The organism is Pseudomonas migulae NBRC 103157 (assembly GCF_002091715.1).
Taxonomy (GTDB): Bacteria; Pseudomonadota; Gammaproteobacteria; order Pseudomonadales; family Pseudomonadaceae; genus Aquipseudomonas; species Aquipseudomonas migulae_A.
In genome coordinates, this window is the sequence record NZ_BDAG01000001.1 from 167,653 (window position 1) to 188,732 (window position 21,080).

The 21,080-nt window shown below is 52.8% G+C and carries 15 protein-coding genes; 14 read left to right on the plus strand and 1 reads right to left on the minus strand.

Features of this window, described 5'->3' with window-relative positions:
- Positions 1-6 precede the first annotated feature (6 nt).
- From PMI01S_RS00830 to rloA3, 14 genes are all read left to right on the plus strand, one after another.
- Positions 7-432, plus strand: coding sequence for a F0F1 ATP synthase subunit epsilon (locus tag PMI01S_RS00830; protein ID WP_007969909.1), 426 nt, complete (start codon positions 7-9; stop codon positions 430-432).
- A 116-nt stretch (positions 433-548) separates the two neighbouring features.
- The gene (gene glmU, locus PMI01S_RS00835; RefSeq protein WP_084317594.1) at positions 549-1,916 is read left to right on the plus strand and encodes a bifunctional UDP-N-acetylglucosamine diphosphorylase/glucosamine-1-phosphate N-acetyltransferase GlmU; all 1,368 of its coding nucleotides are present in this window, start codon (positions 549-551) and stop codon (positions 1,914-1,916) included.
- A 196-nt stretch (positions 1,917-2,112) separates the two neighbouring features.
- Positions 2,113-2,889, plus strand: a complete 777-nt coding sequence (locus PMI01S_RS00840; protein ID WP_084317595.1) for a DeoR/GlpR family DNA-binding transcription regulator — start codon at positions 2,113-2,115, stop codon at positions 2,887-2,889.
- Between the two features lies 1 nt (position 2,890).
- Positions 2,891-4,723 (plus strand): glutamine--fructose-6-phosphate transaminase (isomerizing), encoded by a 1,833-nt coding sequence (glmS, locus tag PMI01S_RS00845; RefSeq protein WP_084317596.1) that lies wholly within the window; start codon positions 2,891-2,893, stop codon positions 4,721-4,723.
- Between the two features lie 283 nt (positions 4,724-5,006).
- On the plus strand, positions 5,007-5,864 hold the full coding sequence (locus tag PMI01S_RS00850; RefSeq protein WP_084317597.1) for a TnsA endonuclease N-terminal domain-containing protein: 858 nt from the start codon (positions 5,007-5,009) through the stop codon (positions 5,862-5,864).
- A complete protein-coding gene (locus PMI01S_RS00855; RefSeq protein WP_084317598.1) occupies positions 5,861-8,026 on the plus strand; it encodes a TnsB C-terminal domain-containing protein in 2,166 nt (721 codons plus the stop codon). Before PMI01S_RS00850 ends, PMI01S_RS00855 begins: the two co-directional genes overlap by 4 nt.
- Positions 8,026-9,495, plus strand: a complete 1,470-nt coding sequence (locus tag PMI01S_RS00860; protein WP_084317599.1) for an ATP-binding protein — start codon at positions 8,026-8,028, stop codon at positions 9,493-9,495. The genes PMI01S_RS00855 and PMI01S_RS00860 overlap by 1 nt, the downstream gene beginning before the upstream one ends.
- A gap of 15 nt (positions 9,496-9,510) precedes the next feature.
- The gene (locus tag PMI01S_RS00865; RefSeq protein WP_084317600.1) at positions 9,511-11,235 is read left to right on the plus strand and encodes a TnsD family Tn7-like transposition protein; all 1,725 of its coding nucleotides are present in this window, start codon (positions 9,511-9,513) and stop codon (positions 11,233-11,235) included.
- Positions 11,236-11,509: 274 nt separating this feature from the next.
- Complete coding sequence (locus PMI01S_RS00870) at positions 11,510-13,180, plus strand: TnsD family Tn7-like transposition protein (RefSeq protein ID WP_084317601.1); 1,671 nt, start codon at positions 11,510-11,512, stop codon at positions 13,178-13,180.
- Positions 13,181-13,745: 565 nt separating this feature from the next.
- Entirely contained in the window at positions 13,746-14,138 is a 393-nt protein-coding gene (locus PMI01S_RS32285) for a DUF6957 family protein (RefSeq protein ID WP_371850907.1), read from the plus strand.
- Positions 14,139-14,562: 424 nt separating this feature from the next.
- Entirely contained in the window at positions 14,563-16,923 is a 2,361-nt protein-coding gene (locus tag PMI01S_RS00880; RefSeq protein WP_084317602.1) for a heavy metal translocating P-type ATPase, read from the plus strand.
- Between the two features lie 54 nt (positions 16,924-16,977).
- A complete protein-coding gene (locus PMI01S_RS00885; RefSeq protein ID WP_084317603.1) occupies positions 16,978-17,388 on the plus strand; it encodes a TFIIB-type zinc ribbon-containing protein in 411 nt (136 codons plus the stop codon).
- Positions 17,389-17,567: 179 nt separating this feature from the next.
- A complete protein-coding gene (locus PMI01S_RS00890; protein ID WP_084317604.1) occupies positions 17,568-18,482 on the plus strand; it encodes a cation diffusion facilitator family transporter in 915 nt (304 codons plus the stop codon).
- 70 nt (positions 18,483-18,552) lie between these two features.
- Positions 18,553-19,068 carry a retropepsin-like aspartic peptidase RloA3 gene (gene rloA3 / locus PMI01S_RS00895; protein ID WP_167362945.1) on the plus strand — a complete coding sequence of 172 codons (516 nt, stop codon included), beginning with the start codon at positions 18,553-18,555 and terminating at the stop codon, positions 19,066-19,068.
- Positions 19,069-19,203: 135 nt separating this feature from the next.
- On the opposite strand, the gene PMI01S_RS00900 is transcribed toward rloA3, so the two are convergent.
- A complete protein-coding gene (locus PMI01S_RS00900; protein WP_084317605.1) occupies positions 19,204-20,781 on the minus strand; it encodes a sensor domain-containing diguanylate cyclase in 1,578 nt (525 codons plus the stop codon).
- Positions 20,782-21,080 lie beyond the last annotated feature (299 nt).

Sequence of the window (21,080 nt, forward strand, 5' to 3'; positions counted from 1 at the left end):
AATCAGATGGCTATGACAGTCCATTGCGATATCGTCAGCGCGGAAGGAGAAATCTTTTCCGGCCTGGTCGAGATGGTGATTGCGCACGGTGCACTGGGTGATCTTGGTATCGCCCTGGGCCACGCGCCGCTGATCACTAATCTCAAGCCTGGCCCGATCCGCCTGGTCAAGCAGGGCGGGGAAGAGGAGGTGTATTACATCTCCGGTGGTTTCCTCGAGGTTCAGCCGAACATGGTCAAGGTTCTTGCCGACACCGTGCAACGTGCTGCCGACCTGGACGAAGCCTCCGCTCAGGAAGCCGTTAAGGCTGCCGAGAAGGCCTTGCATGAGCGGGGCGCGGAATTCGATTACGGTTCTGCTGCCGCACGTCTGGCCGAGGCTGCAGCTCAGCTGCGCACCGTCCAGCAGATCCGCAAGAAGTTCGGCCACTAACAGGCCATCACTTGTTGCGCGATTGATTAAAAAGGGTAGCCTCGGCTACCCTTTTTTCTTTTCCGATTTTCATAACCTGGTCGCAGCCGCTGACCACCCAGGATTGGTAGCCAGTCATGTCTCTTGAAATCGTTATCCTCGCTGCTGGTCAGGGCACTCGCATGCGTTCGGCGTTGCCGAAAGTGCTGCACCCGATTGCCGGCAATTCGATGCTTGGCCATGTTATCCACAGCGCGCGGCAACTTGATCCACAGCGCATCCACGTGGTGATTGGTCACGGTGCCGATGCCGTTCGTGAACGTCTGGCGGCGGATGATCTGAATTTTGTCCTGCAGGACAAACAGTTGGGTACTGGCCATGCGGTAGCTCAAGCCGTGCCATTCATTGAGTCCGACACCGTTTTGATTCTCTACGGCGATGTGCCGTTGATCGAAGTCGAGACTCTTCAGCGCCTGCTCAAGCACGTTGCACCGCAGCAATTGGGCTTGCTGACCGTCGAGCTTGATGACCCGACCGGCTATGGCCGCATCGTCCGCGATGCTGCCGGCAAGGTCACGGCGATCGTCGAGCAGAAAGACGCCAGCGAAACCGAGCGTGCGATCACTGAAGGCAATACCGGCATCCTGGCGCTGCCGTTCGCGCAGTTGGGTGGCTGGATGAGTCGTCTCTCCAACAATAACGCCCAGGGCGAGTACTACCTGACTGATGTGATTGCCATGGCGGTCAGCGATGGTTTGGTCGTCGCGACCGAACAGCCTCACGACGCGATGGAAGTGCAGGGCGCCAACGATCGCAAGCAGCTCTCCGAACTCGAGCGTCACTATCAATTGCGTGCGGGTCGTCGTTTGATGGCTCAAGGCGTGACCCTGCGTGACCCTGCGCGTTTCGACGTGCGTGGTGACGTCACTGTCGGCCGCGATGTGCTGATCGACATCAACGTGATCCTCGAGGGCAAAGTCGTCATCGAAGACGACGTGGTGATCGGTCCTAACTGCGTGATCAAGGACAGCACCCTGCGTAAAGGTGTGGTGATCAAGGCCAACAGTCATATCGAAGGCGCAATTCTCGGTGAAGGCAGTGACGCCGGACCGTTCGCCCGTCTGCGTCCCGGCACAGTGCTGGAGGCTCGCGCCCATGTGGGTAACTTTGTCGAGCTGAAAAACGCTCATATGGGCGAAGGCGCCAAGGCCGGTCACCTCGCGTACTTGGGCGATGCCGAAATCGGCGCGCGCACTAACATTGGTGCCGGCACCATCACCTGCAACTATGACGGTGCCAACAAGTGGAAAACCGTCTTGGGCGAAGATGTGTTCATCGGTTCCAACAACTCGTTGGTGGCGCCTGTGGATATCTCTAGTGGTGCAACCACCGCTGCCGGATCGACCATTACGCAGAATGTGGATAACGCACAATTAGCGGTGGGCCGTGCGCGCCAGAAGAACATCGATGGCTGGAAGCGGCCGGAGAAAATCAAAAAGGCGTAAGTTATCCACATCCTTGTAGGCGCTGGCTTGCTACCGATTGCGGTTGACTTGATACATCGAGTCTTCCCGGATCGCCAGCAAGCCGGCTCCTACAATGCTTTATCCACAGATCTTTTTTATCGCCTCCCGCTTGACGAAGTTTCGCTGATAGGTTTTGATTGCTTCCGTTATCTTTCGAATCGAAACTTACCAAGTCATGTCGAAACGCAATACTCCACAACGCCGCCACAATATCCTCGCCTTGCTCAATGAGCAGGGGGAAGTCAGTGTGGATGAGTTGGCCAAGCGCTTCGAAACCTCGGAAGTTACGATTCGCAAGGATCTGGCTGCACTCGAAAGTCATGGCTTGTTGCTACGCCGTTACGGCGGTGCCGTCACCATGCCCCAGGAGTTGGTGGCCGATATCGGTCAGCCGGTATCCAAATACAAGCAGGCCATCGCCCGCGCTGCTGTCACGCGAATTCGCGAGCATGCACGGATCATCATCGACAGCGGCAGCACCACCGCTGCGATGATCCCCGAACTGGGTCAACAACCAGGCCTGGTGGTGATGACCAATTCCCTGCACGTCGCCAACGCCCTGAGCGAACTCGAACACGAACCGGTGTTGTTGATGACGGGCGGCACCTGGGATCCGCATTCCGAATCCTTTCAGGGGCAGGTCGCCGAGCAGGTTCTACGCTCGTACGATTTCGACCAATTGTTCATCGGTGCCGATGGCATCGATCTGGTGCGCGGTACTACTACCTTCAATGAATTGCTGGGACTGAGCCGCGTAATGGCCGATGTCGCCCGCGAAGTGATTGTGATGGTCGAGGCCGACAAGATCGGCCGCAAGATTCCCAACCTGGAACTGCCCTGGAGCAGTGTCCATACCCTAATTACCGATGATCGCCTGCCGCAAGAAGCACGTGATCAGATTCAGGCCCGCGGCATCAATTTGATTTGCGCGGCTGTCAGTCAGGAGAAATAGCATGTGTGGAATTGTCGGCGCAGTCGCAGAACGTAATATCACCGCCATCCTGCTCGAAGGCCTCAAACGCCTGGAATACCGTGGCTATGACAGCGCCGGTGTGGCGGTTTTCACCAATGATGCCAAGATCGAGCGCATGCGTCGCCCAGGCAAAGTCAGCGAGCTGGAACTGGCACTCGAAGCGGAGCCGCTGGTCGGTCGCCTCGGTATCGCCCACACTCGTTGGGCGACACACGGTGCGCCGTGCGAGCGTAATGCTCACCCGCATTTCTCCGGTGACCTGGCGGTGGTGCACAATGGCATCATCGAGAACCACGAAGCCCTGCGCGAACAACTCAAGGCGCTGGGTTACGTGTTCACCTCGGACACTGACACCGAAGTCATCGCCCACCTGTTGAATCACAAACTCAAGGATCTGCAGGATCTGACCGTGGCGCTCAAGGCCACCGTCAAAGAGCTGCACGGTGCTTACGGTCTGGCCGTGATCAGCGCTGATCAACCGGATCGCCTGGTCGCTGCCCGCAGTGGCAGCCCGTTGGTGATCGGTCTGGGTCTGGGGGAAAACTTCCTCGCTTCCGACCAGTTGGCCCTGCGTCAGGTCACTGACCGCTTCATGTACCTGGAAGAAGGCGATATCGCCGAAATTCGTCGCGATAGCGTGCAGATCTGGGACGTCAGTGGCAAAGAAGTCGTACGTGAAACGGTGCAGTACCGTGACGGCGCCGAAGCGGCCGACAAGGGCGAATTCCGCCACTTCATGCTCAAGGAAATCCACGAGCAACCGGCCGTTGTGCAGCGCACCCTCGAAGGTCGTCTGAGCCCGAACGGTGTGCTGGTACAGGCGTTCGGTCCACAGGCTGCCGAGCTGTTCGCCAAAGTACGTAACGTACAGATCGTCGCTTGCGGCACCAGCTACCACGCCGGCATGGTTGCCCGTTACTGGCTCGAAGAACTGGCCGGCATTCCTTGCCAGGTCGAAGTCGCCAGCGAATTCCGCTACCGCAAAGTGGTGGTGCAGCCCGACACCCTGTTCGTGACCATTTCCCAGTCCGGCGAAACCGCCGACACGCTGGCTGCGCTGCGCAACGCCAAGGAACTGGGTTTCCTCGCCAGCCTGGCTATCTGCAACGTCGGCATCAGCTCGCTGGTGCGTGAATCCGACCTGACTCTGCTGACGCATGCCGGTCGTGAAATCGGCGTGGCATCGACCAAAGCGTTTACCACTCAGCTGGTCGGCCTGCTGTTATTGACCCTTTCCCTGGGCCAGGTTCGCGGCACATTGGCCAAAGGCGTCGAAGCCACCCTGGTCGAAGAACTGCGTCGCTTGCCAACGCGTCTTGGCGAAGCTCTGGCGATGAACAGCACCGTGGAAAAAATCGCCGAGCTGTTCGCCGAGAAGCATCACACGCTGTTCCTTGGACGTGGCGCGCAATTCCCGGTGGCGATGGAAGGGGCCTTGAAACTCAAGGAGATCTCCTACATCCACGCCGAGGCCTATCCGGCCGGCGAGCTGAAGCATGGCCCGTTGGCGCTTGTGGATAACGACATGCCCGTGGTGACCGTGGCGCCGAACAACGAACTGCTGGAGAAGTTGAAGTCCAACCTCCAGGAAGTCCGCGCCCGTGGCGGCCAACTGATCGTCTTCGCCGACGAGCAGGCCGGCATGACCAACGGCGAAGGCACCCATGTTGTGCACATGCCGCACATCCACGACATCCTGTCGCCGATCCTCTACACCATTCCGCTGCAGTTGCTGTCGTACTACGTCGCGGTGCTGAAAGGCACGGACGTTGACCAGCCGCGTAACCTGGCGAAGTCGGTGACGGTGGAATAAAGTTATCCACAGATGAAACAAGGGGTGGCTTCTAACAATAAAGATTGACACAAAACAATAAAGGTTGACACGACACAACATAGATTGACACAAAGCCTAAACCCCCGTATTTACGGGGGTTTCCATTTTTGGGCTAAGCCATCGGTCTAGATTCTTCGCTTCGTTTCGCTCCGGGAGTAGGCTAAAAAAGCGCTATGCCATCGGCAAATGGTGAACGATTTTTTCCTATAACTATTTTTTCAGGGCGAGGAAGAGGCGGTCCCGGCGGACGAAGGAGGTAGCATTGCGCGGTCGTAGGTTTTCGTCAGAGTTAGACATTCAGCGGCACATTACGAATGGATTCGGTAGCGGAGCTGGTGCCAGTTATCTGCCGTGGCTGCGCGTTCAAGATGTGCCTTCGAGAGGACGCTCCCACAAGATCCAAGGTGTGAAGATCGATCGCCTCCATCACCTCTTTTCTGACCTAGAACGCGCCTATTTTTTGGTATGTGAATTTTCGGAAGATGTTGTGGATATACGCGAGCAGTATCCATTGTTGCCGCGTGAAAGTGCTCAAGCAATCGCTAGCTCTATCGGAGTGAGATACCCCAGGTATCCGAAGACAGTACTTCCTTACGTTATGACCACGGATTTTTTATTAACAATCAAAAAGTCCGATGGCAGCTTTAAATCCGTAGCCCGCACAATCAAATACCGCAGCGACCTTGAAGGCAAACAAGCCAGGAGAACGCTGGAAAAACTTGAGGTCGAAAAGCGTTTCTGGACGGGTCAACACGTTGATTGGGCCATTGTCACTGAAGAAATGTTCAGTCCCGATTTGATCAAGAATTTAGGATTGCTCAGGAAGTTTGCTCAGCTGCCGCGCGCCTTGGCAGAGCCCTCATTACATTCAGATTTTCTGGAGCATTTAGCTAGCTGCCGTCCGTACCCATGGAGTACTGCTGAAAGTCTGCGAAAGATTTCCGCACGTTTATTTATTTCCTATCAAGATTCTCGGGCTTTATATCATCACCTGATATGGGCCAAGTCGATCAAGGTAGATTTGGTTGATACTCCCATTCAAATGACTGCACCACTACCAACCTTTGAAATCATCGAAAACCCCATAAAAATTTCACTGGTGGCGGAGGGCTTATCATGAAAGTCCAAGTCAATGATTTTTTCGAACCGGTCACTGAATTTTCCGTCGTGCCGGGCATTGTTAGGGTCTTGTATCTTAATGAGCGATACGATGCGGTGGTTTTGATTCAATTAACGGACCCGCCCCGCCAACCGATTGGTTTGGGATTGGAAGAGCTTCGCGGCTCCGTCATATCAGGCGATACGAAGCCAGCCAAGATTGTTACGCCTGAGTTTCTCTTAGTGCTAGAGGATGAGCTGGATGAGAAAAAGAAGCGGGAAAGGGATGAAAAGTGGAACATCATCGCGCCCCTGATCGACTCAGATTACCCAGGTCAGATATTTGCTCCCGGTGAGATGGGGCGAATGGTGGGAGCTAGAGCTGTTGAGCTTGGCATGCAGCGCAAGAGTATCTATCGACTTCTGTACCGTTACTGGATCAATGGCCAGGTTCGAAATGCGCTCTTGAAAAACTACGCGGGCGTCGGAGTTCCTGTGCGCAAGTATGATCCCGCAAAACCACCGGGCAGGAAACCACGATACCAAGGCATCGCTGTTTCGCCGACCAAGCTAATTGATGCCGTGGATAAGCGCTGTATCCGTGTCGGTTACTCGTTATTCGTCGGGGATAAGACTTCTACGATAACCAGCGCCTATGTCGAGATGCTCAGGAGGTTCTACACAGCGAAAGACCTGTCGAAAAATCCAGAATCGGGTGGTCGCCTCCTACCCGATTCGGAAATTCCTTCCTTCAGGCAGTTTGATTATTGGGGAAAGCAATATTTCGACGAAGTTGAAACTGAACGCGGTCGTAAGGGTATGCGAAAGTGGCTAAAAGATTGCCGCCCCCTGTCTGGAACCGTGCGTGACTGGCTTCGCGGTCCCTGCCATCAGTTTGAGATCGATGCCACCATTGCTGACATTTATCTCGTGAACGGCTACTCCAGACGGATGCTCATTGGACGGCCGGTGGTGTACGTCGTCATCGATAGCTTTTCCGGCATGATCGTCGGTCTCTACATCGGGTTGGAGGGGCCGAGCTGGAACGGAGCCAGGCAAGCGCTGTTCAACGCTTTCACTTCGAAGGTTCAGTTCTGCGCTACCAACGGGGTCACAATCGATCCCGAGGAATGGGCCTGTCATCACCTCCCACATCACATCTACGCCGATCGAGGCGAGATGTTGGGGAAAGCAGCTGAAGGTCTTGCCACTGGTTTGAATATCGAGCTGGGAATCGCTCCGCCTTACCGGCCGGACTGGAAGTCGATGGTGGAGAGCCGGTTCGGTATCCTGAACGATCTGACGGGCATCAGGTGGCTTCCAGGTGGCGTAGCGGCCAGGGAGAAGGAGCGTGGCGAGCGAGATTACCGACTCGACGCGACGCTGAGCATGAAAGAGTTCACTAAGATCATCATCCAGTGCGTCCTTCACTATAACCGCTTCAACCGGCAGCCCGACAGGCTCACTCAAGAGATGATGAGCGACGGTGTCGATCCGACGCCGGTAGGTATTTGGACTTGGGCGATGGAAAATGGCCACGTCGAACCAAATAATCATCCCGACGAACTGGTCTATCTCCATTTGCTTCCGCGCGAGCAAGCAACGGTGCAAAAGGGTGGTGTGTTATTCCGAGGGATGCACTATGTCTGTGATGCAGCGATCGAGAACAACTGGTTTGCGAAAGCCCGTAGCCGTGGGGTTTGGTCTATAGAGTGTTGGTATGACCCAAATTCCTCAGCACATATTTGGATCCGGGGAGACAACAAACAGTTCATCCGTTGCGATTTGCGTAAGTCTGACAGCAAGTATGCTGATTATCGATCCGATGAAATTTTCGACCTGCTCGAAGCTTACCGCCAGGCTCCACCAGCTCATAAACGCGCTGAGTTGGAGAGTCGGATTTCGCTTCTAGAGGAGGTTAATCAAATCGTCAGTGGTGCGATGGCTGAGCGAAAGGAAGAGCCTGCCCCTGCGACCAAGGCCGAGATGATTGGAAACATTCGTGAGAACCGCGCTGTTGAACGCCTCAAGGAACGGGAGACCGCCTATGTGCCAGAGGGTGTGAGGATTGACCCACCTACGCAGAAGGCAGAGACCGCCCCAGAGCGCTCCGAGAACTTTGCCGGCCCTCGCAGCGCTCAGGTCATCGATATGCTCAAACGACTCCGCCCAGGACAAAACTAATGAAAGGCGCCCAAGTTTTCGCAAGCTACACCAAGCAGGCGATCGCGGATTACGCGGGCAATCCGCTCATCGAAGCGCTGCCACCTATCTTCTCAGAAGAGGTAGCAGTCCAACTGATTTCGAATTTTCCCCGTCCTGTTGATCCAGAGGAGCTCACCCTTGACCGTTCGACTCGGATCCACTGTATCGACCGGTTGAGGACGGTGGTTCAGCCTCTGATGGTCCACATGGATCTGGAGTCCGTATTCTCCTTGCTGATCCGACGAGGGTACGTCGGACGCAACCCGACTTCTCCAGACACTGTCAGACATCTACACTCGCTTTCGGGGGCACAGCGCTACCACGATGGATTCAAGTCCACTGCCGAAACGTTCAGTCTGGTTGGCCTTAGTGGCATTGGGAAGTCCACCGCCCTCGAAGCCATTTTGAGTCTCTACCCTCAAACGATCCGACATGAGCGTTATGAAGGAAAGCAGTTCGTTCATACCCAGATCACCTGGCTCAAGCTTGACTGCCCCCGAGATGGGTCGCTGGCAGGCTTCTGTCAGCAATTCTTCTATGCGGTTGGGCGAGCGTTAGGTGATGAGGATTACTACAAGCGGTATCGGGCTCGGAACATCAATGACTCGTTGCAACAAATGGAGCAGGTTGCGAGTACATTTTTCATCGGAGCTCTGCTGATCGACGAACTTCAGAACCTGCACCTGGCGAAAACTGGGGGCAAGGACAACATGCTGAATTTCTTCCTCCATCTAGTGAACAACATCGGCATTCCCGTGGTGTTCATCGGGACAAATTCCATGATCAGCCTATTTTCGGACGTCATGCGTAACGCACGACGTTGCTGCGGCGTCGGGGTTCTAGAATTTAAACGCTTTGACAAGGACGATGACGAATGGCGAATGCTCGTTGAAAACCTCTGGAGCTATCAGTGGTACCAGCAGCCGGTCGAGCTGACCGAAGAAGTGTTTGATGCGCTGTATGAGCATACACAAGGCGTCACCGACTTTTTGGTGAAGCTTTTGGTGCTCAGTCAGAGGTATGCGATCCAGAGTGGTTCGGAATGCGTTACCGCCGAGACAATCGCGTTGGTGAGCAACACCAAGATGCAGATATTGAAGCCAGCTTTGTCCGCCCTGCGAAGCCGAGATCCTAAACGGATGCGGCAGTTCGACGATTTGCTTCCGATTGAAGACCAACTAAGCGACATGATGGCGTTCGATGGTTTGGCTCGGCCGGAGCGACTGGCATTGCTGCGCAGTGTCATCAGTCGCAGCGACAATAGTGCCCCAAAGCCGAATGCGGCGCCCGTTAACGCAGTCAAATCGCAGCCGCCTGCGGCGGTGGCGGTTGAGACGTCAGAGGCACAGGCGCTAAGTGAAAGTGAAGACTCCATTGAGGCGTTGAAGAGCGCCGGTTGGATAAACAGCGATCTATTTGAGTTCTCTCCGTTGTATCGGAAGGGGTGATTAAAAGGTGACGAAATGGGGCTCAAATTCCATTTCTTTCCGGCCGTGTTTCCCGATGAGACGCTTCACAGCGTCCTTTCAAGATATGCCCGGCTCTGTGGCCTACGTAGCTGCGGAGCAGTTTTCGATGGAGCGCAGTCCGCAAACTTCTTCTCGCAGAACGTGGCTTTTCCATGTCGACTAGCTGAGCTTGCCGAGGCGCTGCCGAGTGGCACGGGCCTATCGCTAGCGGAAGTGATAAAGCGCCATACGCTGCTGCCCTACTACGAACCTTTTTTGACCCAGCAACAGGTGGACGACGCCAATACCTTGATGGCGGGAAACGGCGAGGGGTTGATGCTAAGGTTGGGGTTGATTGCGAGTCGACTCGAGTTCGCTTCGAGAGTGCGATTTTGCTTCGACTGTATCGACCAGGACATGGCCTGTGTGGGAGTTGCGTACTGGCACCGTGTGCATCAGCTTCCAGGCGTTTTGATCTGTCCCCACCATGGAACCCTGCTGAGGTTCCTTGATTACCGCTGGTTGAGCCGAAACTCTCGACGTATGCACTTACCGGACGACGAAGGCGTTCAGTCTCACTCCATTTCGTTAGACATCCCTCAAAATCTACAAAGTGCACTGCGCGAAATAGCGCAGCGTTCGATGCAGGTGCTTCAGACAGATGTTTCTCCACTATGTCCAGATGCGATTCGCTCAGTGCTTCTGGATAAGGCTATCGCCTTGGAGCTGGCTTCCGGCTCCGGTCGGCTGCATTTAGGCAGATTGGCGCGGCACATGTCTGCGTTCTTTGAGGCTCTCCCCTCCTCAGGGGAGTACTCGATACTGAGCAAATCGTCTGCGGATATACCGGCGGCCTGGGTTGTGAAGCTTTTGCGTAAGCCGAGGGGCACCCATCATCCGCTGAAATTCATCCTGCTGGCCTGCGCGCTGAAGGTCGACATGGAAAGGATACTGCGGCAGAACTGGCCTATTACCGGTTCGCCTAACCGAACAGGCAATACCGAAACTCCTAGTAAACGCGCGGCCAACGGACCTCAAACCCATCGGTCAACCGCCAATGAACATATGAGTGAAGCATCTGAAGCGATCTGGACGCGGGCGCTCTCGGGGGCTGAGGCGAAGACCATAGCGTCAGAAACGGGGAACTCGGTTACGTGCGTTTACCGAATGATACGCGCGATTTCGGATGGTCCTGGCCGATGGAAAGAGGCCAGGCTTTCGAAAAACCTGGGTGATAGGAGGAATCGATTTGAGGGTGATTACAGGGCTCGCCTAGCTCATGAGTGTCGAGATTATCTGTGGCTTCATCGAAACGATCGGCAATGGCTGTCCGAGCGTACACAAGAGCCAGGTAAAGCCCACAGACCGTGCGGTCAGCAGACAGAAAGATTCAAAGATCTCGACCTTAACCTTGCCAACGAAGTTGTTCAATGCGCTGAAATGTTACGAACGCTTCCAGGTAAACCTGTCTTTATCTCACGGACAAAAATAGGCAGAGAGCTTCATGCATTATCTAGGTTTGAAAAGCAGCTCAACAAGCTGCCGCACTGTGCGGCTGCACTGGTAGCCGAATGCGAAACCCTGGATGCATTCCATAGGAGGCGTTTGAGCTGGGCCGAGCGTAAGCTAAAACTGGACGGCAAACCAATTACTCAATCATCGATATATCGAACAGCGTGTATCAGAAACCCGCGCACAGGGGGGCTGCATTCTGATTCTCGTATGGATATTGCTCTGTAACGCCGTCGCCAGAAGCCCCGTCAATGAGCAGCGCGTAGATTCGCTGTGTGAGTTTTTGGCGAAGCAATACACGAAGGGTATTTATATGTGTTCGGTATTATATTGTGACACCGAATAAAAAACGGCTGATTTTTTAAAGTAGTGGTTGGTGGCTGTTCGCTACTGTGTTGCGTTCATAAAAATCCTTGCCTGGGTACAGGGTGATATGTGATAAAAGTACTGCCTCCACAGGATTTGCGTCCTACCAGAACCCACGCTAGAAAGTCGGCTACTCATGTCCAGCATTCTTTTTTTTCCAATATCGATGCCAGACGAGACACTGTTGTCTCGTATCACGAGGTACCATTTTTTGTCCGGAAACAAAACCGAGGCAGAAACTTTTCGTGATCTTTTTGGCGTTGCACCATTTCAACTTTCGATTATACCCAAGCAATTAGAAAACCTTGCGTCTCGATTACCGGGAGTTAAAGAAAACAACTTGGCTGAATTGCTTGCAATTAATACTACGTTTCCTGCATACAAGCCTTTTATAGGGGTATCAAAAGACCCATCTAACGAACTGGACAGAGTTTTGTCAGATGTTGCTCGAGTGCCTAGGTGGGAGGGCACTAAAAATAGCAGAGCCAAGATTTGTTTAGCCTGTGTGCAGGCCGACCTCATAGAGTCAGGTTACGCATATTGGCACCGAGCTCATCATGTACCGGGCGTTACGGCCTGCTGGCGGCACGGCGAGGAACTTCTTCAATCTTGCCCGAATTGTTCTCACCCTTTCTTTCGTAGAAACAAGTTATTACCTAGTTTAACCGAAGATTGTGTTTGTGGGTGGAGCGCTATTAAACCTGCGAACCGTTTACTAGCCTCATCTGAAGAACGAGAGTATGCGGTTTTTGTAAATGATATTCTGCAACGCAATCTGCCATCGGTGGATTATAAGATTTTGGCTGCCTGTTATCGGCGTCAAGCAAAGAAGCGTGGGTTTGTTCATGGAAATCTGATTGGCACTGCTAAATTATTTAGCAGTATTCGTGATAAGTTCGGCGATGAAACTATTTCGAAAATTGACCTAGCATACGCAGCTGGCATCCGACGTCAATGGATTAGACTATCAACAACAAGAGGTCAAATCGACATGCCGTTGGCACGGCACCTTCTAATATCTCTCCATCTTTTTGGGAGTGCGGAAAAATTTGAGAAATGTTTGGCTGAAGAGTCTCTACTTACTAGTTCGGTAAACCCGACCGCCCGACTTAAAGAGAGAGCTTTGCCAGTAAGTAAAAAAAAGGCTTATCGAGAAAAAATCTCAATACTACTAGAAGTCAAGCCAGGTATCGGTATGGATTATCTTTGGGTCAATGCTTATCAAGTAACACGTTGGCTCAACGAGAATGATAGAGACTGGTTATTGAGTGAAATTACAAGGGACGTAAAGCAGAAGAATAGTGTCGAGTCGGTGGTGAGCGATGATGATGAAAAATACGCAAACATCCTTAAGGAAGGCGTAGAAAGCCTGTACCGAATCACACAAAAACAGGTTCGAGTAAATATTAGTAACATGCTTGCACTTTTACCGCGAAAAGTAAGTAGGGAACGTGCGACTCGTAAGTCGTTTCCGTTGGTGTCAGAACAACTTGAGCTTCATCTAGAATCTCTTTGGCATTTTCGGTTACGGAGAATGATATGGATGATTTCGGAAATTGCGAGGCTTAAGTTGCCACCAAACAGTTCCACCTTCAAATTGTTGACGACAGTGCCTCATATGGCCTGCCAGGCTCTCATAAATCACTTTGAGTGGGATTTGGACAATATGGTTAAGGAAGTTATTGATGGTGAAATGATGCTTAGAAATGCCGGCGTCTCGCGGCAATGGGAAGGGCCACCAGGTTATGATATTCCCATGGGTGGAAATGCATACATGGAGATGATTGCTTCCAATTCAAAGCTCTAGTAGATATTTTATGGAATGGCACACAATGCTCTTGATCCAATGAACGCTGAGGCTTATTGCTAGGCGGTGGATGTCACTATTTATACTGACCCAGCGGCACAGCGACGTGGGATTGGACGTGCACTCTATCAGCGGCTTCAGCAGACAAGGGTTCTATGCCGCGTACGCCGATATCGCCCCCCTCAATGCCGCAGACATCGGTATTCATGACGCCCCGGCTTCACTTCCATTGGCACCTATCCCGAATTGGGATTCAAGCAGGGCGATGGCATGACGTCAGTTACTGGCGCAAGCCACTCCAGGTGGCGACACCACCGATCGAAATTGTGGTGTTCAGTGAGGTGAGGGATACGTAGAGCTGTAGGTCTTGAGAACGTGAGCCCGCGATCAGAGGTATCGCGGGGTGAATCAGACCATAGCGACGGGGCAAGCATCAGCTTGTGAGGATAGGAGTCAAGTTTTGCGCGCTGTTCATCGGCGTTAAGATCAGGCGCTTTACGGGCAGCTATGCTGACTGGTGTGATTGATTATTCGACTCGATTGTTGAAGAGGGTCGGAGGGACGAATGAATCTTGAGGGCCTAGCCGAACTGCTTTCCGGTGGCGAAAAACTACCTGGATGTGAGCTAGCTCATTCAGACGCCTTGGCTCTGGTCGGACTTTACTTTCCTGGACGCGCCTATTGCCTGGTCGCTGACTGGACAGTGGTTGATATAGCGGTCTCCCCCCGTCAGTTAAAGGCCGTTGCTAGAAGAGGAGTCACTCCTACTTTAGTCAACGCTTTATGTGTTATCCACGATAGCAAAGGACGTTTCCCTCGCGGTCATTGGGTAAGAACCTCATTGGGTGTTTCCTTCACCCATGATTGCCTGTTCGAGACTAAAAACACCGTTTATGTGTTGATGGGACCCGGTCGAAGGGTACGAACAGACCTGGACGTCGCGCAGAGCCTGTACTGAAGATTCACTGGTGCGCAATGTCATCGACGTTCCGCGGTGTAAGTTTCGTCCGTCTCAGCCATCCCTATATTTTTCCGGTGTTTACGAAGACATAGCGCTGGACAGCAACCGTGTCGAACAGTACATGCATGTAGGCAGCACGTAGGTTTGCCCTTGCCCAAGATCGTGGTCATGTTGTGTGCGGGATTAACCATCCTTGAGCAACCAGGCTAGGCGATGTTCACTAGCAGTCCCACAATTCCAATGGGATGGCTTGGTCGTAGTGAATCGCAGAGGGGGATATCAACCGCTCAATCGATTGATAGAAATCACTGTGTGGGGCATACCATGCCACGACAAGAAACGGCAGACTTCATTCCGTGCTTGACCCTGTAGTAGGTACAGGCTGTTGAATGGTGGAATTATCCTCTGCGGTAGAAACACCATGAACCAGGAAAACAAGCTCAAGCCGGTCCTCCGTCTTCACGTACAGAAGAAAGAAGAGTGTTGCGGATCTGACCATCGGCATGGGTCTGTTGATGCTGCTGAACCTAGACATCATAAAGAACATGGTCACGACCACGACCACGACCACAAGCATGAGCATGCCCACGATCATGCCGATGCGTGTTGTCCTCATGGCACGCAAGCTACCGAAGGTGTTGCGATTATCAAGAGTAGTCCCGCTCCGGAAGGGACCAACAGGGTTCGATACCGCATCGACAAAATGGATTGCCCCACAGAGGAGCGCCTGATCCGTAACCGGCTGGAACCCATGTCCGGAATTGTCCGACTCGACTTCAATCTCTTGAATCGTGAGTTGACCGTGCATCACCGCTTGGATGATCCGCAGTCAATCGTCACCGCATTAGTCGCGTTGGACATGGGGCCGAGCTTGCTTGAGGCCGGTGCCGCGCCATCGGCGGTTCCCCCTGCCCTGAGCGCAAAATTGAAAGGATTACTGGCCATTAGCGGCCTGGCTGCTATCGCCGCTGAGGTCATCGCGTGGACAACTGGGCAGGAAGGCTCTTGGCCGGTGATGGTGCTTGCCGCTCTTTCCATTCTTAGCGCTGGCCTGCCTACCCTCAAAAAGGGTTGGATTGCGATCAAGAACTTCACGCTGAACATCTATTTTCTGATGTCGCTGGCTGTCGTCGGTGCTCTCGTCATAGGTAAATGGCCTGAAGCTGCGATGGTGGTTTTTCTCTTTGCTATTGCTGAAGCTATCGAAGCACTTTCTCTGGAGCGCGCGCGTAACGCGATCAAGTCGCTAACTGCGTTAGCGCCAGAAACCGCTGAAGTCATGATTGATGGCGGTTGGAAAGACCAGCCGGTGGCAAGTGTATTACTCGGTAGTCGTATTCGGGTTCGCACAGGTTCACGAGTACCCTTGGATGCTAGCGTCGAGTCTGGTCGTGCGGCCCTTGATCAGGCTCCAATTACCGGCGAAAGCCTGCCGGTTGATAAGCAGGTCGGTGATCCTCTTTACGCAGGCAGTATCGTTACTGATGGTGTGGTTGAAGCGACTGTGACGGCCGTAGCAGGAGAAAGCACTCTTGCTCGTATCGCGTCGGCGATACAAGACGCGCAATCGCAACGAGCACCTACTCAGCGCTTTGTGGATCAGTTTGCACGCTATTACACCCCGGCTGTAGTGGTACTTGCCCTCTTGGTTGCTGTATTGGGCCCTGTTCTGATCGGTGGGACCTGGGGCAATTGGCTCTATCAGGCGCTGGTCTTATTAGTCATTGCTTGCCCTTGTGCCTTGGTGGTTTCAACGCCAATTACTGTCGTCAGTGGTCTGGCTGCGGCTGCTAAACATGGCATCTTGATTAAAGGCGGCGCATACCTTGAAAGTGGTCGACTTCTGAAGGTTGTCGCACTCGATAAGACCGGCACCTTGACCCAAGGCAAACCAATACTGACTGATACCGAGCCGTTTGGTGATCTGCCCATCGGGATGGCCTTGAAGATTGCTGCGAGTCTCGATGACCACAGCACACACCCAGTGGCAAAGGCCCTGGTCAGCGGATGGAAACTACAGCAGCCAGACGCCTCGACTCTGCCGGTCGAGGACTTTGGTGTACTCAACGGGCGTGGCGTCAAAGGCACTATTGACGGTCAATCATGGCACTTGGGTAACCATCGCTTGGTAGAGGAGCTGGGTGTATGTTCGCCAGCGCTTGAGGCCCGATTGTCGTTGCTGGAAAACGCAGGAAAAACAGTAATCGTGCTCTGCGCCACCAGCGGCCCAGTGGCGATTTTTGCTGTGGCGGACACAATAAGACCTGAAAGTATTGCAGCCGTAACTGCTCTGAAAGCGTTGAATGTCGTACCGGTGATGCTCACGGGTGACAACCCTGCAACAGCCAAATCCATTGCCGCGCAGCTCGGCATTCAGGATGCGCGCGGAAACCTGATGCCGGAGGATAAACAAGCCGCCGTCGCTGAACTCAAACGCCGTTTTGGTTCTGTTGGCATGGTGGGTGACGGCGTAAATGATGCTCCAGCATTGGCACAAGCCGATATTGGTTTTGCAATGGGGGCCGCAGGGACTGCCACAGCGCTTGAAACGGCTGATGTAGCCATCATGGATGACGACCCGCGCAAGATTGCTGATTTTATTAGCCTGAGTCGTCGATGTGCCACTGTTTTGAAGCAAAACATCGGACTGGCGCTGGGCATCAAAGTTGTTTTTTTGACGCTTGCATTGTCTGGCCACGCTACGTTGTGGATGGCTGTTTTCGCCGATATGGGGGCGAGCTTGCTCGTCGTATTTAACGGCCTGCGGTTATTGCGTCGGTGATACGAAAGCTTCGACCTCTTCTTCAATTACATGTCCACACAAGGAAATCAAATCATGCAATGTCCGATCTGCAAAGATACTGCCCTCGTAATGACTGAGCGCCAAAGCATCGAAATTGATTATTGTCCTCAATGCCGTGGTGTTTGGCTCGACCGAGGTGAACTCGACAAGATCATCGAGCGCAGCCAACAGCAGGAGGCCGTCAGGTTTCTTCCACAGAACTTAACTTCACCTGTGCAAAGTTCTCCTCCAGCAGAACAGCCTGGTTACAACCAACATGAGAATGGTCATGGTCATGGAGATCAACGAGGAAGTCACGGTGGCGGTTGGAGAGACGGTGGCCATCAAAGCGGCCATCAAAGCGGCCATCAAAGCGGTCATCAGAGTGGCCATCAAAGTCAGGGTGGGCATCAGGGGCAACAGCCGTATCGCAAAAAATCGTTTTTGCAGGAGATGTTCGATTAAGGCTGCGATTTCGCGCTTTGATTGAGATTTACCTCAAACCACTATCAATCCTGAAGTGGGATATCGCTTAAGGGAACGGTTTGGGGTAGTCACAGGTCCTTATATTCTGCAACCGACTGTAGCAACGTAATACCAGGATGGGTGGGGTTTTCTCGAGTCACTATTAGGGGAGTAAGATTATGGGATCTGGACACAGTCACGGCCAGGTGCGCGCAGGCCATGAGAAGATGTTGTGGATCGCTCTCGCCCTAACGACGAGCTTTATGGTGGCGGAGGTCATCGGGGCCTTTGTCACCGGCAGTCTAGCCTTACTATCCGACGCGGCTCACATGTTGACGGATGTGGCCGCTTTAGCGATATCCTTGGTTGCTATTCATATAGCCAAGCGCTCTGCGGATAAAAAACGGACCTTTGGTTACGCAAGATTCGAAATACTTGCAGCCACATTCAATGCGGTTTTGTTATTTTTAGTCGCAATATATATCGTGTATGAAGCGTATCTGCGACTTAAGGCCCCTGCAGAAATTCAGTCGACGGGCATGTTGGTTATCGCGGTGATTGGGCTCATCGTCAACCTCATTTCAATGCGTTTGCTAAGTGCTGCCAGTGGTGAAAGCCTCAATGTTAAAGGTGCCTATTTAGAGGTTTGGAGCGACATGGTGGGGTCTATTGGCGTCATCATCGCAGCCCTGTTGATCCGCTTCACTGGTTGGAACTGGGTAGATTCCCTTGTCGCTGCCGGTATTGGGTTCTGGGTGCTGCCTAGAACGTGGTCATTACTTAAGGAAAGCTTGAACATATTGCTTCAAGGAGTTCCAGATGGCATCGATATACAGAAGGTGGAGGCGAAGCTTTATGGGATCGATGGCGTCAAAAATGTGCACGACTTGCATGTTTGGGCTTTGACCAGTGGAAAAAGTGTAATGAGCGTCCATCTTATCGCTGACTCCGTCTCCCGTAGCGAGCAAGATATTTTGTCCGAAGTAACTTCACTTATGAGTGAAGAGTTTCAGATCAGTCATACGACTGTCCAAATGGAAGGTTCGGACTTTCATAGCAAACTAGCTGACGACCATGAGGGTATGGTCCACTAACTGAGTTGCATTTATTTTAACCGGACGCAAGTTTTTACATCGCGGATACCGATCAATAGGGTTGATTAAAATGATCAGAAATATTTTAAGTTGTTCTGGGCTGGCAATGCTTTTGGCTTTTGTAGCACAGCCGGCTTTTTCAACACCTGCTAATCCAGAAAAGGTATTCGGGTGGATTGAAGAAGGAATACTTTTACCGGAAAATATTGCCGTGAAAGTAAAATTAGATACAGGGGCTCTTACCTCTTCGATGGATGCGAAAGACTTGGAACGATTCCGAAAAAATGGAGAGGAATGGGTTCGTTTCAACGTTAAAGTCAAAGATACCAAAACTAAGAAAGTGAGTAACGCACTCTTCGAGCGACGCGTCGAAAGAAATGTAAAGGTTAGAGGCGCCGGCGGCGCTGAACGTCGTCCAGTAGTCATGATGACGATGTGCATAGGTGATAAAATTTATGAGGAAGAGTTTTCACTGAAGGATCGAGGCGACATGAATTATCCCGTCTTGCTTGGTCGCCGAACTTTGGGGGCGTTGGGGGCGGTCGATGTCTCGCGCACCTTCACTGACGAACCCAACTGTAATTAGAACTAACATCCTACCTTTTATCTATACGTGCAGGGTGATTGTACGTAAACGGCTGGCGATCCCACCTTGCGTAATTACGCCGATTGCCACCGGTGGGATCGCCGTTCCTAATCTCACTTGCTCATTGTTGGTCAGTCAGTTAGCGATAACGCTCATATTTCTTCCGCTGGTTTTGGCGACATAGAGTGCCTTATCCGAGGCGTCAATCAAGTCGTCGGGTAATTCCTGGGATGTAGGATTGCAGGCGCTAACGCCAAGGCTGACCGTGACGGTGCCTTCTGTGCTGTTGTTATGCTCGATTCCTGCTTGCTGAACGGCACGGCGGATTTTCTCTGCAACCAGAAATGCCCCTACATAGTCAGTGCCCGGCAACACCACGGCAAACTCCTCGCCGCCATAGCGCGCAGCGAGATCCCCGGGGCGTTTGATGTTCTCTCTTATGATCGCGCCGATGGTGCGTAAACACTCGTCCCCGGCCAAATGACCGTATTGATCATTGAAGCGCTTGAAGTGATCGACATCGATCATCAGTAAGGCAAGGTTCCCTTGGCTGCGCTTGGCACGCCCCAATTCCGCCTGAATGAAAAGGTCGAACTGACGCCGATTCGCCAGCCCTGTCAGCGCATCCTCCAGTGCCAGCAACTCGAGCGTTCGATTGGCCTCGATCAAGTTGTCTTGAGTGCCCAACAATTCGTTTTGAATATGATTCTGCTGCCTCATCAGCCTGATAAGCCGATAGCCAAGCAGGCCCAGAATGCCCAGCAGCAATGAAACTATTGCCGCGCTTAGCCACGACTCCTGTCGCCAGCTCGCCAGGACTTCATCCTTGTTGAGCGCTGCAAATATGATGAGCGGATACTCATCGACGCGCCGAAACCCCACCACGCGTTCCACACCATCCACATAGGATTTAACGGTTGCGGTGCCAGAACTCCCCTTGGGCAGGAGTTGTGTGAAGAGCGGGCCATTGGCAACGCTGCTGCCGACTTTAGCTTCGCTGAAGGGGCGGCGAACGACGATTTTGGCGTCGGCCGATATTAGGTTGATAACGCCGTCACCGCCGATATCAATGCTGTTGTACAGCCGAAGAAAATGATCGAGGTAGAGAGTCGCCACCACCACGCCAGCAAAACTGCCATCGGGATGATTGATCCTGCGCGACACCGGGATGACCCACTCGCCCGTAGTACGACTTTTTATCGAAGGGCCGATATGCGGACTGCGATCAGGATGCTCGCGATGAAAGATAAAATATTCGCGGTCGGAGTTGTTGGTGGTTGATGGGGTGACCATGCTTGAACTCGCTACCCATTCACCTTTTTCGTCATGGATGAACAGGCCATGCAACTGAGCCAACTCGTTGCGCTGAGCAATGAGCAAACGCTGTAATCGGGGTAACTGGTCGTGGCCCATGCCATCGATTTCGAGGCGATCTACCAGACTGAACAAGACGGTGTCGGCTTGCTTGATCGACGCCTGCGCTTGCGATGACAGGGTCTGCGCAAGGTTCGACATCGCGATTTTTTGGTCATGCAAACGATACTGGCGAGAGTTCCAGCCCTCCCACATCACCACAACTACCAAGGACAGACACACCACCCCCAGAAAAAAGATTGCGGATCGAACCTTGAGTCTGGCCTCGAGCTTTTCAACTCTTCGAGATTCGGGGTCCTTTATTTTAGCGATAGGCTCTTCTAGCCACTCTTGCTGCATGACGCTCCCTAACACCTGATGAAATGGCGACACATCCCCTTAGCTATTTTTTAATAGCTACTTCGCCCATTTTTTTGCATTTATAACTATGCATCATCAAAGTTGAGATAGGGAGCTTTTACATGTCCTGGATGAGCAATCTGATTTGCGACCTAACACCTTGTCTGCTCGCTAGCGATCCTTGACGCTCGAAGGAATGCTCAAGCTTCTGATAATGGTCAGATCGGTCTGGTGGGTGCCTATGCTACGCGCGAGTGCAGAGTTACCCGCGTTAATGACAGTCGGCTAATCACGTAAGG

Excerpts from the sequence above, each read along its gene's own strand:
- PMI01S_RS00830 (WP_007969909.1), top strand. The coding sequence starts at position 7 with ATGGCTATGACAGTCCATTGCGATATCGTCAGCGCGGAAGGAGAAATC.
- PMI01S_RS00840 (WP_084317595.1), top strand. The coding sequence starts at position 2,113 with ATGTCGAAACGCAATACTCCACAACGCCGCCACAATATCCTCGCCTTG.
- PMI01S_RS00900 (WP_084317605.1), bottom strand. The coding sequence starts at position 20,781 with ATGCAGCAAGAGTGGCTAGAAGAGCCTATCGCTAAAATAAAGGACCCC.
- PMI01S_RS00870 (WP_084317601.1), top strand. The coding sequence starts at position 11,510 with ATGTCCAGCATTCTTTTTTTTCCAATATCGATGCCAGACGAGACACTG.
- PMI01S_RS00855 (WP_084317598.1), top strand. The coding sequence starts at position 5,861 with ATGAAAGTCCAAGTCAATGATTTTTTCGAACCGGTCACTGAATTTTCC.
- glmS (WP_084317596.1), top strand. The coding sequence starts at position 2,891 with ATGTGTGGAATTGTCGGCGCAGTCGCAGAACGTAATATCACCGCCATC.
- PMI01S_RS00890 (WP_084317604.1), top strand. The coding sequence starts at position 17,568 with ATGGGATCTGGACACAGTCACGGCCAGGTGCGCGCAGGCCATGAGAAG.
- PMI01S_RS00880 (WP_084317602.1), top strand. The coding sequence starts at position 14,563 with ATGAACCAGGAAAACAAGCTCAAGCCGGTCCTCCGTCTTCACGTACAG.
- PMI01S_RS00865 (WP_084317600.1), top strand. The coding sequence starts at position 9,511 with ATGGGGCTCAAATTCCATTTCTTTCCGGCCGTGTTTCCCGATGAGACG.
- PMI01S_RS32285 (WP_371850907.1), top strand. The coding sequence starts at position 13,746 with ATGAATCTTGAGGGCCTAGCCGAACTGCTTTCCGGTGGCGAAAAACTA.
- rloA3 (WP_167362945.1), top strand. The coding sequence starts at position 18,553 with ATGATCAGAAATATTTTAAGTTGTTCTGGGCTGGCAATGCTTTTGGCT.
- PMI01S_RS00885 (WP_084317603.1), top strand. The coding sequence starts at position 16,978 with ATGCAATGTCCGATCTGCAAAGATACTGCCCTCGTAATGACTGAGCGC.
- glmU (WP_084317594.1), top strand. The coding sequence starts at position 549 with ATGTCTCTTGAAATCGTTATCCTCGCTGCTGGTCAGGGCACTCGCATG.
- PMI01S_RS00860 (WP_084317599.1), top strand. The coding sequence starts at position 8,026 with ATGAAAGGCGCCCAAGTTTTCGCAAGCTACACCAAGCAGGCGATCGCG.